Source organism: Streptomyces sp. NPDC058955 (assembly GCF_042741435.1).
Classification (GTDB): domain Bacteria; phylum Actinomycetota; class Actinomycetes; order Streptomycetales; family Streptomycetaceae; genus Streptomyces.
Window position 1 is genome coordinate 32,179 of record NZ_JBHYKM010000058.1, and the last position, 14,954, is coordinate 47,132.

13 protein-coding genes and 1 pseudogene are annotated in these 14,954 nt (G+C 71.5%); 11 read left to right on the forward strand and 3 right to left on the reverse strand.

Annotation, left to right across the window (positions count from 1 at the left end; genetic code table 11):
- The first annotated feature begins 58 nt into the window (after positions 1–58).
- The gene (locus ACFW1I_RS22100; protein ID WP_384672569.1) at positions 59–502 is read left to right on the forward strand and encodes a RidA family protein; all 444 of its coding nucleotides are present in this window, start codon (positions 59–61) and stop codon (positions 500–502) included.
- 145 nt (positions 503–647) lie between these two features.
- Positions 648–1,922 carry an MFS transporter gene (locus ACFW1I_RS22105; RefSeq protein ID WP_384672570.1) on the forward strand — a complete coding sequence of 425 codons (1,275 nt, stop codon included), beginning with the start codon at positions 648–650 and terminating at the stop codon, positions 1,920–1,922.
- Here ACFW1I_RS22105 and ACFW1I_RS22110 read toward each other — a convergent pair.
- Positions 1,869–2,486: a HEAT repeat domain-containing protein gene (locus tag ACFW1I_RS22110; RefSeq protein ID WP_384672572.1), complete on the reverse strand. Its 618-nt coding sequence runs from the start codon at positions 2,484–2,486 to the stop codon at positions 1,869–1,871. The two genes, ACFW1I_RS22105 and ACFW1I_RS22110, sit on opposite strands and share 54 nt — an antisense overlap.
- Positions 2,487–2,839: 353 nt before the next feature.
- On the opposite strand from ACFW1I_RS22110, the gene ACFW1I_RS22115 reads away from it, so the two are divergent.
- The 9 genes from ACFW1I_RS22115 to pssA all read left to right on the forward strand — a co-directional run bounded on the left by ACFW1I_RS22115 (position 2,840) and on the right by pssA (position 13,775).
- Positions 2,840–4,621 carry a 3-hydroxyacyl-CoA dehydrogenase family protein gene (locus tag ACFW1I_RS22115; RefSeq protein WP_384672574.1) on the forward strand — a complete coding sequence of 594 codons (1,782 nt, stop codon included), beginning with the start codon at positions 2,840–2,842 and terminating at the stop codon, positions 4,619–4,621.
- 100 nt (positions 4,622–4,721) lie between these two features.
- The gene (locus ACFW1I_RS22120; protein WP_384672577.1) at positions 4,722–5,555 is read left to right on the forward strand and encodes a TetR family transcriptional regulator; all 834 of its coding nucleotides are present in this window, start codon (positions 4,722–4,724) and stop codon (positions 5,553–5,555) included.
- Between the two features lie 420 nt (positions 5,556–5,975).
- The gene (ccrA, locus tag ACFW1I_RS22125; RefSeq protein WP_384672579.1) at positions 5,976–7,313 is read left to right on the forward strand and encodes a crotonyl-CoA carboxylase/reductase; all 1,338 of its coding nucleotides are present in this window, start codon (positions 5,976–5,978) and stop codon (positions 7,311–7,313) included.
- A gap of 10 nt (positions 7,314–7,323) precedes the next feature.
- Complete coding sequence (locus ACFW1I_RS22130) at positions 7,324–9,384, forward strand: protein meaA (RefSeq protein WP_384672581.1); 2,061 nt, start codon at positions 7,324–7,326, stop codon at positions 9,382–9,384.
- Positions 9,381–10,355, forward strand: coding sequence for an HpcH/HpaI aldolase/citrate lyase family protein (locus ACFW1I_RS22135; protein ID WP_384672583.1), 975 nt, complete (start codon positions 9,381–9,383; stop codon positions 10,353–10,355). Before ACFW1I_RS22130 ends, ACFW1I_RS22135 begins: the two co-directional genes overlap by 4 nt.
- 5 nt (positions 10,356–10,360) lie before the next feature.
- Positions 10,361–10,873, forward strand: coding sequence for a MaoC family dehydratase (locus ACFW1I_RS22140; protein ID WP_318101974.1), 513 nt, complete (start codon positions 10,361–10,363; stop codon positions 10,871–10,873).
- A 2-nt stretch (positions 10,874–10,875) separates the two neighbouring features.
- Complete coding sequence (locus ACFW1I_RS22145) at positions 10,876–12,081, forward strand: acyl-CoA dehydrogenase family protein (protein WP_031004478.1); 1,206 nt, start codon at positions 10,876–10,878, stop codon at positions 12,079–12,081.
- 169 nt (positions 12,082–12,250) lie between these two features.
- On the forward strand, positions 12,251–12,907 hold the full coding sequence (locus tag ACFW1I_RS22150) for a phosphatidylserine decarboxylase (RefSeq protein ID WP_030497080.1): 657 nt from the start codon (positions 12,251–12,253) through the stop codon (positions 12,905–12,907).
- The gene (gene pssA, locus ACFW1I_RS22155) at positions 12,900–13,775 is read left to right on the forward strand and encodes a CDP-diacylglycerol--serine O-phosphatidyltransferase (RefSeq protein WP_384672586.1); all 876 of its coding nucleotides are present in this window, start codon (positions 12,900–12,902) and stop codon (positions 13,773–13,775) included. Before ACFW1I_RS22150 ends, pssA begins: the two co-directional genes overlap by 8 nt.
- An 81-nt stretch (positions 13,776–13,856) precedes the next feature.
- On the opposite strand, the gene ACFW1I_RS22160 is transcribed toward pssA, so the two are convergent.
- The gene (locus ACFW1I_RS22160) at positions 13,857–14,333 is read right to left on the reverse strand and encodes a GNAT family N-acetyltransferase (RefSeq protein WP_384672589.1); all 477 of its coding nucleotides are present in this window, start codon (positions 14,331–14,333) and stop codon (positions 13,857–13,859) included.
- A gap of 102 nt (positions 14,334–14,435) precedes the next feature.
- Positions 14,436–14,843: pseudogene (locus ACFW1I_RS22165) on the reverse strand (GNAT family N-acetyltransferase); the annotation flags it as partial.
- Positions 14,844–14,954 lie beyond the last annotated feature (111 nt).

Genomic DNA, 14,954 nt, shown 5'->3' on the forward strand with positions numbered 1-14,954 from the left:
ACGCCCGCGCCCCTCCAGGGCGCGGGCGTTGTCAGTGGCGTGCGCGAGGATGTGGGGCATGACCAGCCACCTGACCCACGTCGCCGCTCCCGAGGGCGTCGCGCCCAGCCCGCAGTACAGCCACGTCGTCTGGGGCACGGGCCGGTTCGTCGCGATCTCCGGCCAGATCGCTCTCGACGCCTCGGGGGCCGTGGTGGGCGCGGGCGACCCGGCCGCGCAGGCCCGGCAGGTCTTCGCGAACCTGGAGCGCTGCCTGGCCGCCGCCGGCGCGGGCTTCGGGGACGTGGTGAAGCTGACCTACTTCCTCACGGACGTGGCGCACCTCCCGGCCCTGCGGGACGCGCGGGACGCGGCCTTCGCCGGGCTGCCGCTGCCCGCGAGCTCGGCGGTGCAGGTGGACGCACTGGTGCGGCCCGAACTGCTGATGGAGGTGGAGGCGTTCGCGCTGGTCCCGGAGCGGCGTCCGCAGGACGGACAGCCGGAGCTGCGGCTGATACGTTGACCCGCGTGTTCCTCTTCCGTGCGTAGGAGTCGGCGTTCCGACGACCGTGCCCAGGGCCTGTCCCCGGCGCGGCGTCCCGCCGTCCCCGCACGCCCGGCGCGCTCCCCCGAAGGGTGACGCGCGCCCTCCTTCGAGGAACACCACCATGTCCGTGTCACCCCCCGCCCTCACGCCTGCCCGCGTCCCCTCGTACGCGGCGGTCCTGCGGGCCCCGCACGCGCGCCGGACCTTCGGCGCCGCCCTGCTCGGCCGGCTCTCCTACGGGACGGCCCCGCTCTCCCTGCTGCTCGCCGTGAAGGCGACGACCGGCTCGTACGCCACGGCCGGCACCGCGCTCGCCGCCTTCGGGCTCACCTCCGTCGTGCTGTCGCCGGCCCGGGCCTCCCTCGTCGACCGGTACGGCCCCGGCCGCGCCCTCCCGCCGCTGATCCTCGGGTACGGGGCGCTGCTGGCCGCCCTCGCCGCGGTCTGTGCCCGGCCCGGCACCCCGGGCGCCGTCCTGGTGGCCCTGTCGGCCGTGGCGGGCACGGTGACGCCGCCGCTGGGGCCGGTGATGCGGGCCCTGTGGAGCCGGCTGCTCTCCGACCGGGACCTGCTGCGGCGGGCGTACAGCCTGGACACGGTGGCGGAGGAACTGCTCTTCGTCACGGGCCCGTTGCTGGTGGGGCTGGTGCTGCTGGCGGCGACGCCGGCGGCCGGGCTCGCGCTGGGCGCGGCCCTGATCCTGACGGGCGGTCTGCTCTTCACGGCCTCGCCGCTGACCAGGTCCGTGCCGGGCGCGGCGGCGGCCCCCGCCGCCGCACCGCACGACGGAACGTCCCTGCGCGGTCTCGGCCCGGCGGTGGCCGGGTCGGCCGCCGTGGGCCTCTGCCTGGGGGCGGTGGAGCTGCTGGTGGTGGCGTTCACGGACGCGGCCGGACGGCCCGGGCTGATGCCGTGGGCGATGGCGGCCCTCTCCGCGGGCAGCGCCGTCGGCGGTCTGCTGTTCGGGGCGGTGCCGTGGCGGGGCTCGCTCGCGACCCGGCTCGCGGTCCTGGGGCTCGCGCTCGGCGCGGTGCTCGGCGCGACGGGGCTGGCACCGCATCCGTACGTCCTGGTCGCGGGGGTCGCGCTGGGCGGGCTGTGCGTGGCGCCGGCGCTCACGACCGCGTATCTGCTCGCCGACGAGGCCGTCGCGGCCGAGCGGCGCACCCGGGCCGGCGCCTGGGTGAACACGGCCTTCAACGCGGGCAACACGGCGTCGACCGCCGGAGCGGGGCTGCTGGTGGGCCGGCTCCCGCTGGTCGTCTGCTTCGCGCTGGCGGCGCTCCCGCCGGTCGTCGTCGGGCTCGCCGGGGTCCTCGCCGCGGCCCGGGGCCGCGCCGGGTCAGACCGCCGGGCCGCCGAGCAGGGCCAGCGAGCGCTCGGCGGCGCGGCCTAGCCGGGGGTGCGGGAGGGCGGCTTCCAGGACGTCCCGGGCCAGGGGGTCGCCCAGGGCGCCGAGGCCCTCGACGCAGGCCAGGCCGACCCGCCAGTGGGGGTCGCCGGCGGCGAGCCGGCGCTCCAGGACGGTGACGAGGGCCGGGACGGACTCCGGGGCCCGCAGGTCGGCGAGCAGCCGTACCGGCAAGAGGGCGTAGGCGGCCCGGAGTTCGTTGGTGGCCAGGGCGGCGGCGGCCCGGGCGGTGCGCGGGTCGCCGAGCCGGACGAGGGCGTGGGCGGCGGTGACGCAGCGCTCGGGGTCCCGGTGGTTGAGCAGGAGGACCAGGGCCTCGAAGGCGCGCGGGTCGCCGGTCGTGCCGAGCCGGTAGGCGGCGATCTCGCGGGCCCAGAGCGGCTGCCCCGGGGCGGTGAGCCGGGCGTGGAGTTCCTCGGGATCGGTGGTGGCGGCGAGTTCTCCGAATGCGGCGGGAACGGTTCCTTCTTCGTTCTCGATCTCGTCCCGCAATCGATCGATCATCGAGCAGAATTCGGGATCCGCGGAGAATCCCTCGGCGTTTTCCATGAATCCGAGGCTATCCGCGATCCACATCACATTTTCCCGACTTCCCAGGACTGGCGCGCTCGTTACCCGCCGGTTAATCTCAAGTGAGCGGGGAACCCCCGCACTTCTCGCCGCGGCCTGGTGACGCAGCCGTGGTGAGCGCTGGTCGGTTCGGCAGTTCTCGACGCGGCTCAGGGACAGAGCCTTCGTCCTTTCTTTTCCCAGGCCCTCGCCGCCGTGCGCCGGGGCCGTACCCCCGTACACCGCGGCGCCGCCTCCGGGCGGCCGACCGCGCTCCCGGTATTTCCCGCGCCCCTTCTCCCTCCGCGCGCGCACCGCCCTCAGTCGTCACTCTTCCTCCCAGGAGTCCCCTGATGGACACCCCTCTCTCCACCATCGCCGTCGTCGGTCTCGGCACCATGGGCACCGGCATCGCCGACGTCCTCGTCCGGGCCGGCCGCGAGGTCGTCGGCATCGACATCAGCGAGTCCGCGGCCGCCCGGGCCGTCGCCGCCCTGGAGGCGTCCACCGCCCGCGCCGTGGCCCGTGAGCGCATCACCGAGGACGAGCGGCAGGACGCGCTGGCGCGCTTCCGCGTCTACTCGGACCTCCAGGCCGCCGCCGCGGCCGACCTCGTCATCGAGGTGGTCCCGGAGGCGTACGAGACCAAGCAGGAGGTGTTCCGGGCGCTCGACGGGATCGTCCGGCCGGACGCCATCCTCGCCACCGGCACCAACGCCCTCTCGGTGACCCGGCTCGCCGCCGACTCGGCGCACCCGGAGCGCGTCCTCGGCCTGCACTTCTTCGCGCCGGTGCAGGCGATGAAGCTGGTCGAGGTGGTCTCCTCGGTGCTGACCGACCCGCGCGCGGTGGACGCCGTCACCCGACTGGCCGAGGACCTCGGCAAGGAGCCGGTCGCGGTCGGCGACCGGGCCGGCTTCATCGCGGACGGCCTGCTCTTCGGCTACCTGAACCAGGCGGCGGCCATGTACGAGGCCCGCTACGCCTCCCGCGAGGACATCGACGCGGCGATGAAGCTGGGCTGCGGCCTGCCGATGGGCCCGCTGGAGCTGCTCGACCTGGTGGGCATCGACACCGCCCGTACCGTCCTCGACGCGATGTACCAGGCGTCCCACGACCGGCTGCACGCCCCCGCCCCGATCCTGAAGCAGCTCTCCGAGGCCGGTCTGACCGGCCGCAAGGCGGGCCGCGGCTTCTACACGTACGCGGCGCCGGGCGCGGCCGAGAAGGTCGCCGACGCGCAGACCCCCGCGGCCTCGGGCGCCGGCGGCGCGGGCCGCGAGGTGCGCTCGGTGGGCGTGGCCGGCTCGGGCACGATGGCCTCCGGCATCGCCGAGGTCTTCGCCAAGGCCGGGTACGACGTCGTCCTCGCCGCCCGCTCGCAGGAGAAGGCGGACGCGGCCAAGGCGTACATCGCCAAGTCGCTGGCCCGCTCGGTGGACAAGGGCCGGCTGACCGGCGAGGCCCGTGACGAGACGCTGGCCCGGATCACCCCGGCCGGTTCGCTGGACGCCTTCGCCGACGTCGACCTGGCGGTCGAGGCGGTCGCCGAGGACCTGGGGATCAAGCAGGAGCTCTTCGCCCGCCTGGACAAGATCTGCAAGCCGGGCGCGGTGCTCGCCACCACGACCTCCTCGCTGCCGGTGGTGGCCTGCGCCAAGGCCACCACGCGCCCGCAGGACGTCATCGGGATGCACTTCTTCAACCCGGCGCCGGCGATGAAGCTGGTCGAGATCGTCCGCACGGTGCTGACCGCCGACGACGTGCACGCCACCGTCCGCGAGGTCACCGCGAAGATCCGCAAGCACGGTGTGGACTGCGGCGACCGGGCCGGCTTCATCGTGAACGCGCTGCTGTTCCCGTACCTGAACAACGCGGTCAAGATGGTCCAGGAGCACTACGCGACGCTGGACGACATCGACACGGCGATGAAGCTGGGCGGCGGCTACCCGATGGGGCCGTTCGAGCTCCTGGACGTGGTCGGCCTGGACGTCTCGCTGGCGATCGAGAAGGTGCTGCACCGCGAGTTCCGCGACCCGGGCCTGGCCCCGGCGCCGCTCCTGGAGCACCTGGTGGCGGCCGGCTGCCTCGGCCGCAAGACGGGGCGCGGCTTCCGCGAATATGCCCGGCGCTGAGCCCACCGATCCGGGACAGGGGTGGGGCGGGCTGCTCGAGCCCTTCGGCGGCCCGCCCCCGCGGGCGCGTCTTCCTGCACGGATGCAGTACGTTCGGGTCATGCCCAAGGCCGTGAAGACACCCCGTGCCACCTCTCCGTCCGACGCTCAGGAGAGCGCGGCGGGGACCCGTGCCGCCGCGCAGCGGCTGAAGATGCGGCGGGAGCTGGCGGCCGCCGCGATGGAGCTCTTCGCGACGAAGGGGTACGAGGCCACCACGGTCGACGAGATCGCGGCGGCGGCCGGGGTGGCCCGGCGGACCTTCTTCCGCCACTTCCGGTCCAAGGAGGAGGCGATCTTCCCGGACCACGACGACACGCTGGTGCGGGCGGAGGCGGTGCTGAACGCGGCCCCGCCGCACGAGCACCCGCTGGACACCGTGTGCCGGGGCATCAAGGAGGTCATGAAGATGTACGCGGGCTCTCCCGCGATCTCCGTGGCGCGCTACCGGCTGACCCGTGAGGTGCCGACGCTGCGGGAGCGCGAGATCGCCTCGGTGGCCCGCTACGAGCGGCTCTTCACCCGCTATCTGCTGGGCCACTTCGACGAGCGGGACCACCACGACGGCAACGACGACCCGCTGCTCGCCGAGGTGGCGGCCTCGGCGGTGGTCACCGCCCACAACCACGTGCTGCGGCGGTGGCTGCGGGCCGGCGGCCAGGGCGACGTGGAGAGCCAGCTCGACCACGCCTTCGCGATCGTCCGGGAGACCTTCGGGACGGGCATAGGCGCGGGGCGCCCGGCCCCCTCCCCCCAGCAGGCCGAACGGACGCCTCAGGAGGCGCCGCCGGCCCGGGTCGCCGCCTCGGGTGACGTGGTGGTCGCCGTGGCCCGTACCGACGCTCCGCTGGACGAGGTCATGCGGACCATCCAGCAGGCACTCACGAAGGGCTGAGAGGCACTTCTCCCGCACCTTCGAAGGTCCGACACGAGGGCCGCCCCCGGTTTTCCGGGGGCGGCCCTCGTCGCGTTGTCCCAGCTCACGGGCCCATTCGATCGATCATCGCTCATCCGTGAGCACCTTTTCGCATCTGAGAGAAATTGTTGGCACCGAGTGCCTTGTCACGTGACACGGCGTGCCATACGTTGATGTTGTCCGGGCGGCCGGAGCACAGCGAAAGACCGTGTTCCGGCTGTCCCCGCAGCCCTACGGCCGTGCGCCCGGACGCCTGCGTCACAGGCACCCTCGCGCCCCACCACCGGCGCCGCCACCGCACCACCCGAGCCGAACCGACGGCACACCTCCACAGCAGCAGCACTCCCCGACGTATCCCTCAGGCGTCCGCTCCCGGACGCTCTCCGCCGGAGGCACACCGTGAAGGAAATCCTGGACGCGATCCAGTCGCCGGACGCCACGTCCGCCGACTTCGCGAACATCAAGCTCCCCGAGTCGTACCGGGCCGTCACCGTCCACAAGGACGAGGCGGAGATGTTCGCCGGAGTCGCCAGCCGCGACAAGGACCCCCGCAAGTCGCTCCACCTCGACCAGGTCGCGCTGCCCGAGCTCGGCCCGGGCGAGGCGCTCGTCGCCGTCATGGCCAGCTCCGTGAACTACAACTCGGTCTGGACCTCGATCTTCGAGCCGGTCTCGACCTTCGGCTTCCTGGAGCGCTACGGACGCCTCTCCGAGCTCACCAAGCGCCACGACCTGCCGTACCACGTCATCGGCTCCGACCTCGCCGGCGTCGTCCTGCGCACCGGCCCGGGCGTCAACGCCTGGAACCCGGGCGACGAGGTCGTCGCGCACTGTCTGTCGGTCGAGCTGGAGTCCTCCGACGGCCACAACGACACCATGCTCGACCCCGAGCAGCGGATCTGGGGCTTCGAGACCAACTTCGGCGGCCTCGCCGAGATCGCGCTCGTCAAGTCCAACCAGCTGATGCCGAAGCCGCGGCACCTCAGCTGGGAGGAGGCCGCCGCGCCCGGCCTGGTCAACTCGACCGCCTACCGCCAGCTGGTCTCCCGCAACGGCGCCGGCATGAAGCAGGGCGACAACGTCCTCATCTGGGGCGCCAGCGGCGGCCTCGGCTCCTACGCCACCCAGTTCGCCCTGGCCGGCGGCGCCAACCCGATCTGTGTCGTCTCCTCCCCGGAGAAGGCCGACATCTGCCGCTCCATGGGCGCCGAGGCGGTCATCGACCGCAACGCCGAGGGCTACCGGTTCTGGAAGGACGAGAACACCCAGGACCCGCGCGAGTGGAAGCGCTTCGGCTCCAAGATCCGCGAGCTGACCGGCGGCGAGGACATCGACATCGTCTTCGAGCACCCGGGCCGCGAGACCTTCGGCGCCTCCGTCTACGTCACCCGCAAGGGCGGCACGATCACCACCTGCGCCTCCACCTCGGGCTACATGCACCAGTACGACAACCGCTACCTGTGGATGTCGCTGAAGCGGATCATCGGCTCGCACTTCGCCAACTACCGCGAGGCGTGGGAGGCCAACCGCCTGATCTCCAAGGGCAAGATCCACCCCACCCTCTCCAAGGTCTACTCGCTGGACGAGACCGGCCAGGCCGCCTACGACGTCCACCGCAACCTGCACCAGGGCAAGGTCGGCGTCCTCGCGCTCGCGCCCGAGGAGGGCCTGGGCGTCAGCGACCCCGAGCTCCGCGCCCAGCACATCGACGCCATCAACCGCTTCCGGAACATCTGAGGTCCCGAAGATGACTGAGCGCCAGAAGGACCGGCCGTGGCTCATGCGGACGTACGCCGGTCACTCGACCGCCGAGGCGTCCAACGAGCTGTACCGGCGCAACCTCGCCAAGGGTCAGACCGGTCTGTCGGTCGCCTTCGACCTGCCGACCCAGACGGGCTACGACCCCGACCACGTCCTCGCCCGCGGCGAGGTCGGCCGGGTCGGCGTCCCCGTCTCGCACCTCGGTGACATGCGCCGGCTGTTCCAGGACATCCCCCTGGAGCAGATGAACACCTCGATGACCATCAACGCCACGGCGATGTGGCTCCTGGCGCTCTACCAGGTGGCGGCCGAGGAGCAGGGTGCGGACATCACCAGGCTCCAGGGCACCACGCAGAACGACATCGTGAAGGAGTACCTGTCGCGCGGGACGCACGTCTTCCCGCCCGGCCCCTCGCTCCGCCTCACGACCGACATGATCGCGTACACGGTCAACAACATCCCGAAGTGGAACCCGATCAACATCTGCAGCTACCACCTGCAGGAGGCGGGGGCCACTCCGGTCCAGGAGATCTCGTACGCGATGTCCACCGCCATCGCGGTCCTCGACTCCGTCCGCGCCTCGGGCCAGGTGCCCGAGGAGCGGTTCGGCGAGGTCGTCGCCCGCATCTCCTTCTTCGTGAACGCGGGCGTCCGCTTCATCGAGGAGATGTGCAAGATGCGCGCCTTCGGCCGCATCTGGGACACGATCACCCGCGAGCGGTACGGGATCGAGGACGCCAAGCAGCGGCGCTTCCGCTACGGCGTCCAGGTCAACTCGCTCGGCCTCACCGAGGCCCAGCCGGAGAACAACGTCCAGCGGATCGTCCTGGAGATGCTGGCCGTCACCCTCTCCAAGGACGCCCGCGCCCGCGCCGTCCAGCTCCCGGCCTGGAACGAGGCCCTGGGCCTCCCCCGGCCCTGGGACCAGCAGTGGTCGCTGCGCATCCAGCAGGTCCTCGCCCACGAGTCCGACCTGCTGGAGTACGAGGACATCTTCGCCGGCTCCCACGTCATCGAGGCCAAGGTCGACGCCCTCGTGGACGAGTGCCTGGCCGAGATCGACCGGATCCAGGAGATGGGCGGCGCGATGGCCGCCGTCGAGTCCGGCTACCTCAAGGCCCAGCTGGTCTCCTCGCACGCCGAGCGGCGCGCCCGGATCGAGTCCGGCGAGGACAAGATCGTCGGCGTGAACGTCTTCGAGACGACCGAGCCGAACCCGCTCACCGCCGACCTCGACACCGCGATCCAGACCGTCGACCCGGCCGTCGAGGCCCGCGTGGTCGACGCCGTCACCCGCTGGCGCGCCGAGCGGCAGGAGTCCACGGACCGCCAGGGCAACGGCGACCCGTTCGTCTTCCCGACGACCCAGCAGGCCCTGGAGCAGCTCAAGGAGGCCGCGCGGGGCACCGAGAACCTCATGGAGGCCACCCTGGAGTGCGCCCGCGCCGGTGTCACCACCGGCGAGTGGGCCGGGGCGCTGCGCGAGGTCTTCGGCGAGTACCGCGCCCCCACCGGCGTCTCCTCCGCCCCGGTCGCCGTGCCGGCCGAGTCCGGCTCCCCGCTGGCCGAGGTCCGCCGCAAGGTCGACCGGACCGCCGAGGACCTGGGCATCGGCAAGCTCCGCTTCCTGGTCGGCAAGCCGGGCCTCGACGGGCACTCCAACGGCGCCGAGCAGATCGCCGTCCGGGCCCGCGACGCCGGCTTCGAGGTGGTCTACCAGGGCATCCGGCTCACCCCGGAGCAGATCGTGGACGCCGCCCTGGAGGAGGACGTGCACGCCGTCGGCCTGTCGATCCTCTCCGGCTCGCACGCCCAGCTCGTCCCGGACGTCCTCGACCGCCTCCGGGACGCCGGCGCCACCGACATCCCGGTCGTGGTGGGCGGGATCATCCCCCACGCCGACGGCGAGGAACTGCGCCGGGCGGGCGTCGCCGCGGTCTTCACCCCGAAGGACTTCGGCATCACCGAGATCATCGGCCGTATCGTCGACGAGATCCGGAAAGCCAACAAGCTGAACCCCCTCGAACGCACGGAGGTCCCCGCATGACCAGCACCGCTTCCCCTGTGAACCGGCTGCGCCCCCGCCGCTCCTGTCTCGCGGTGCCCGGCTCCAACCCGCGCTTCCTGGAGAAGGCCCAGGGCCTCGCCGCCGACCAGGTCTTCCTCGACCTGGAGGACGCCTGCGCCCCGCTGGCCAAGCCCGAGGCCCGCCACACCATCGTGAAGTTCCTCAACGAGGGCGACTGGACCGGCAAGACCCGCGTGGTCCGCGTCAACGACTGGACGACCCACTGGACGTACCGGGACGTCGTCACCGTCGTCGAGGGCGCCGGCCAGAACCTCGACTGCATCATGCTGCCGAAGGTCCAGGACGCCCAGCAGATCGTCGCGCTCGACCTGCTGCTCACCCAGATCGAGAAGACGATGGGCTTCGAGGTCGGCAAGATCGGCATCGAGGCGCAGATCGAGAACGCCCAGGGCCTGACCAACGTCAACGCGATCGCCCAGGCCTCCCAGCGCGTCGAGACGATCATCTTCGGCCCGGCGGACTTCATGGCCTCCATCAACATGAAGTCCCTGGTCGTCGGCGAGCAGCCGCCCGGCTACCCGGCGGACGCGTACCACCACATCCTGATGAGCATCCTGATGGCGGCCCGCGCCAACAACCTCCAGGCGATCGACGGCCCCTACCTCCAGATCCGTAACCAGGAGGGGTACCGGGCGGTGGCGCAGCGCGCCGCGGCCCTGGGCTTCGACGGCAAGTGGGTGCTCCACCCGGACCAGGTCGCCGCCGCGAACGAGATCTTCTCGCCGTCGCAGGAGGACTACGACCACGCCGAGCTGATCCTCGACGCGTACGACTACTACACGTCCGAGGCCGGCGGGAAGAAGGGCTCCGCGATGCTCGGCGACGAGATGATCGACGAGGCGTCCCGCAAGATGGCCCTGGTCATCTCCGGCAAGGGCCGTGCCGCCGGCATGCAGCGCACCAGCAAGTTCGAGATCCCGGAGGCCTGAGAGCGATGCAGTTCGGCCGTACCTACGAAGAGTTCGAAGTCGGTGCCGTCTACAAGCACTGGCCCGGAAAGACGGTCACCGAGTACGACGACCACCTCTTCTGCCTGCTGACGATGAACCACCATCCGCTGCACATGGATGTGAACTACGCCGAGAACACGACGGACTTCAAGAAGAACGTCGTCGTCGGCAACTACATCTACTCGCTGCTGCTCGGCATGTCCGTGCCGGACGTCTCCGGCAAGGCCATCGCCAACCTGGAGATCGAGTCGCTGCGGCACGTGGCGCCGACCTTCCACGGCGACACGATCTACGGCGAGACCACGGTCCTCGACAAGACGCCGTCGAAGTCGAAGAGCGACCGCGGCATCGTCTACGTCGAGACCAAGGGCTACAAGCAGGACGGCACCTTGGTGTGCGTCTTCCGCCGCAAGGTGATGGTCCCGACCGCCGAGTACATCGAGGCGCGCGGCGGCGAGCAGGCCGGCCGGCCCGAGCTGAAGGAACAGGGGAAGTAGTCATGGCGCGACTCGCCCAGACCCACGGTCTGACCGATGTCCAGCAGGAGATCCTCGCCACCGTGCGGGACTTCGTCGACAAGGAGATCATCCCGGTCGCGACCGAGCTGGAGCACCGCGACGAGTACCCCCAGCAGATCGTGGACGGGCTCAAGGAGCTCGGCGTCTTCGGTCTGATGATCCCCGAGGAGTACGGGGGCCTGGGTGAGTCGCTGCTCACCTACGCGCTGTGCGTGGAGGAGATCGCGCGCGGCTGGATGTCGGTCTCCGGCATCATCAACACCCACTTCATCGTCGCGTACATGCTGAAGCAGCACGGCACCCAGGAGCAGAAGGAGTACTTCCTTCCGCGGATGGCGGCCGGCGAGACGCGCGGCGCGTTCTCGATGTCGGAGCCGGGCCTCGGCTCGGACGTGTCGGCCATCACCTCGAAGGCGGTGAAGGACGGCGACGAGTACGTCCTGAACGGCCAGAAGATGTGGCTGACCAACGGCGGTACGTCAACGCTGGTCGCCGTTCTCGTCCGAAGTGACGAAGGCCACCCCGAGGGCACCGCGCCCCACAAGTCGATGACGACCTTCCTCGTCGAGAAGGAGCCCGGCTTCGGAGAGGTCCGCCCCGGCCTCACCATCCCCGGCAAGATCGACAAGATGGGCTACAAGGGCGTCGACACGACCGAGCTCATCATGGACGGCCTGCGCATTCCGGCCAATCGGGTCCTCGGCGGGGTCACCGGGCGAGGGTTTTACCAAATGATGGACGGCGTCGAGGTCGGCCGCGTGAACGTGGCGGCCCGTGGTTGCGGCGTCGCTCAGCGTGCTTTCGAACTCGGCGTCCAGTATGCCCAACAGCGTCACACTTTCGGAAAGCCGATCGCCCAGCACCAGGCGATCCAGTTCAAGCTGGCCGAAATGGCTACCAAGGTCGAGGCCGCCCATGCGATGATGGTGAACGCAGCACGCAAAAAGGACTCCGGGGAACGAAACGACCTCGAAGCAGGGATGGCGAAGTACCTCGCCTCCGAATACTGCAAGGAGGTCGTGGAGGATGCCTTCCGCATTCACGGCGGCTACGGGTTCTCGAAGGAGTACGAGATCGAGCGCCTCTACCGTGAGGCGCCGATGCTGCTCATCGGTGAAGGTACCGCCGAGATCCAGAAAATGATCATTGGCCGCCGCCTGCTGGAGGAGTACCGCTTCCAGGGCTGATTGTCGGTTTTGAGTCGATTCGGCCGCGAAGAAGATCACACACTGTGCTCGTCTTCCGGCCGTCGACTCGGTTCCTGGCTTGCCCAGTTGCGCCCCGCAACCGATAGCATCGCCGGAAAGCCGCCGTCCCCCGTTGCCAGCGCGGCATCATCCGCTACGAAGGTCATCCATGCCCCACAGCCCAAACTCTGCACACCGCGACAGCCTCAAGGGCGTACGCATCGCACGCGGAGCATCGCCGTGGCTTCTGCCGACCGTCGCCACGGCGGCGCTCAGCCTCGCGCGCTCCGGCCGCTCGAAGCGCGCCAGGGCAATCGCCGTGCCGACCACCGCGCTCGCGGCCGGCATGCTGTGGTTCTTCCGCGACCCCGAGCGCGAGATCGCTCAGGGCCGCGTCATCTCCCCGGCCGACGGCGTGGTGCAGAGCATCATGCCGTGGAAGGACGGGCGCACCCGGGTCGCCATCTTCATGAGCCCGCTGAACGTGCACGTCAACCGTGCGCCGCTGGCCGGCACGGTGACCTCGGTCGAGCACGTCCCCGGCGGCTTCGTCCCGGCCTTCAACAAGGAGTCCGAGAACAACGAGCGCGTCGTCTGGCACTTCGACACCGAGCTCGGTGACATCGAGATGGTCCAGATCGCGGGTGCCGTGGCGCGGCGCATCGTGCCGTACATCCCGCAGGGGACGAAGGTCGAGCAGGGTGACCGGATCGGCCTGATCCGCTTCGGCTCGCGGGTCGACATCTACCTCCCGGAGGGTGTCGAGGTCGCCGTCGAGGTCGGACAGGTCACGACCGCGGGGGTGACTCGCATTGACCGTGATTGATCCCGACACACGAGCCGCCGACTGGGTCGCCGACGCCGAGGCGGAGGCGGCCGAAGAGGCGGAGGAGATGCCGCTGTCGCTGAGGCTGTCCATAGCGGACGCCCTCACGCTCGGCAACGCCACGTGTGGCTTCATGGCGGTGTACTTCACCACCACGGGCATCCTCATCCCGCACCTCACCGGCAGCACGGAGACGGGCATGGCGCGGAACAGCGCCGCCACCGCCGTGATACTGATGCTGTGCGCGGCGATCTTCGACCTCTTCGACGGCATCGTGGCGCGCAAGCTCCGCAGCTCGCCGATGGGCGCCGAGCTCGACAACCTGTCGGACCTGATCAGCTTCGGTCTGGCCCCGGCGTACTTCGTGCTCGTCTACGGCATGGTCGCGGACGACGCGCAGCAGAAGGTCTCGGCCGTCGCCGCGATCGTGGTGCTGCTCGCCGTGGTGCTGCGGCTGGCCCGGTTCTCCTGCGTGACGATGAAGGACGGCATGTTCCAGGGCATGCCGAGCCCCTTCGGCGCGCTGACGGTGGTCTCGATCATCCTCCTTGAGCTGCCGTTCATCCCGACGCTGCTGGCGATCATCGGCACGGCGTGGCTGATGGTGAGCCGGGTCGAGTACCCCAAGCCGCGGGGTGTCCTCGCCGCGGCCATGCTCAGCTGGATCGTCGGAGCGATGGCCATGCTGGCCGCCTGGGCGTTCGACGCCCCGGGCGGGCAGTTCCTGCTCCAGGCCGGCTGTGCCCTCCAGGTCGTGCTGGGCGCCGTGATCCCCCTCTTCGCGACGGCCCGCCGAGTCAACACCTTCCGCGGCAACCGGCGGGAGAGCCGGGAGGCGCGGCAGGCGGAGGCGGCGCAGCTGCGCTGACCCCGGCCGCACGGAACGGGTGAAGGGCCCGGAAGCATCGCGCTTCCGGGCCCTTCGTCATGCCGTCATGCCGTCATGCCGTCATGCCGCCAGGACCTTGTAGTAGAGGGTGGTGGGCCGCAGGACGCCGGCCGGGTCGGCGGCGTACTCCGGGATGGTGCCGGCCGCGGTCCAGCCGGCGCCCCGGTACAGGCGCTCGGCGGGGCTGTCGGTCTGGGTGTCCAGGACGAGGAGGGTGAGGCCGGTGGCGGCCGCGTGGGCCTCGGCGGCGGCCAGGAGGCGGCGGCCGAGGCCCCGGCCGCGGGCCGAGCGGTGGACGAGGAGCCGGGCGATCTCGCCGCGGTGGCGGCCGTTGGCGGTGGCGGTACGGGCGAGGGTGACGGCCCCGGTGACCGCGCCGTCCGGCCCGAAGGCCGCCCAGACGTCCCGGGTGCCCGCGGTCCCGGCCCACCAGGCGGCCGCCTCGGCCGGCTCCACGGGCGCCAGGAAGCCGACGGAGGCGCCGCCGTCGACGGCGTCCACGAGGAGCGCGGCGAGCCCCCCGGTGTGCTCCCGCACGGCGTCGGGGGTGAGGAGCTCGACGCGGTCGCCGGGCGCGAGGCGCTTCTCCAGGCAGAGCAGGCCGGGGCGGTCGTCCCAGGACGGGGCGGACTCGAAGCCGAGCTTGCGGTAGAGGGCGAGGGGGCCCTGGCGCCACTCCCAGACGGTGAGCCGGACGCGCTCGGCCCCGGCCGCGGCGGCCCGGCGCAGCGCCTCGCGCATCAGGGCCCCGGCGAGGCCCCGGCCGCGGGCCGCCGGCTCGACCCACACCCGCTTGACCTCGGGCACGGGCCCGGCCTTCAGGACGAGGCAGCCGACGGCCTCGCCCGTCTCCGGCGCGGCGGCGAGCAGCACGGTGTCGGCGGCGAAGGCGGTGACGGGGTCCTCGGCCTCGGCACGGCGGGCGGCCGGCAGGTCGGCGGGCCCGGTCACCGCGGCGCCCTTCTCGGCCTCGGTGGCGAGGTGGTAGGCGGTGAGCAGGGCGGGCAGGCGGGGGTGTGCGGCGTTCTCCTCGATCACAAGGTTCATGATCCGAGCATCACACCGGAAGATTTCCTTCAGGTGACGCGCGCGGCGGGGGGGGGGCGGGGGGCGCTCGACGCGCCCGGGGGGGGCGGGGGGGCTGGGGGGGTGGAGAGC

What these genes read in the sequence shown, in the direction of transcription:
- ACFW1I_RS22130 (WP_384672581.1), top strand. Translation starts at nt 7,324, where the DNA reads ATGACTGAGCGCCAGAAGGACCGGCCGTGGCTCATGCGGACGTACGCC.
- ACFW1I_RS22145 (WP_031004478.1), top strand. Translation starts at nt 10,876, where the DNA reads ATGGCGCGACTCGCCCAGACCCACGGTCTGACCGATGTCCAGCAGGAG.
- ACFW1I_RS22120 (WP_384672577.1), top strand. Translation starts at nt 4,722, where the DNA reads ATGCCCAAGGCCGTGAAGACACCCCGTGCCACCTCTCCGTCCGACGCT.
- ACFW1I_RS22110 (WP_384672572.1), bottom strand. Translation starts at nt 2,486, where the DNA reads ATGGAAAACGCCGAGGGATTCTCCGCGGATCCCGAATTCTGCTCGATG.
- ACFW1I_RS22135 (WP_384672583.1), top strand. Translation starts at nt 9,381, where the DNA reads ATGACCAGCACCGCTTCCCCTGTGAACCGGCTGCGCCCCCGCCGCTCC.
- ACFW1I_RS22105 (WP_384672570.1), top strand. Translation starts at nt 648, where the DNA reads ATGTCCGTGTCACCCCCCGCCCTCACGCCTGCCCGCGTCCCCTCGTAC.
- ACFW1I_RS22115 (WP_384672574.1), top strand. Translation starts at nt 2,840, where the DNA reads ATGGACACCCCTCTCTCCACCATCGCCGTCGTCGGTCTCGGCACCATG.
- ACFW1I_RS22150 (WP_030497080.1), top strand. Translation starts at nt 12,251, where the DNA reads ATGCCCCACAGCCCAAACTCTGCACACCGCGACAGCCTCAAGGGCGTA.
- ACFW1I_RS22140 (WP_318101974.1), top strand. Translation starts at nt 10,361, where the DNA reads ATGCAGTTCGGCCGTACCTACGAAGAGTTCGAAGTCGGTGCCGTCTAC.
- ACFW1I_RS22100 (WP_384672569.1), top strand. Translation starts at nt 59, where the DNA reads ATGACCAGCCACCTGACCCACGTCGCCGCTCCCGAGGGCGTCGCGCCC.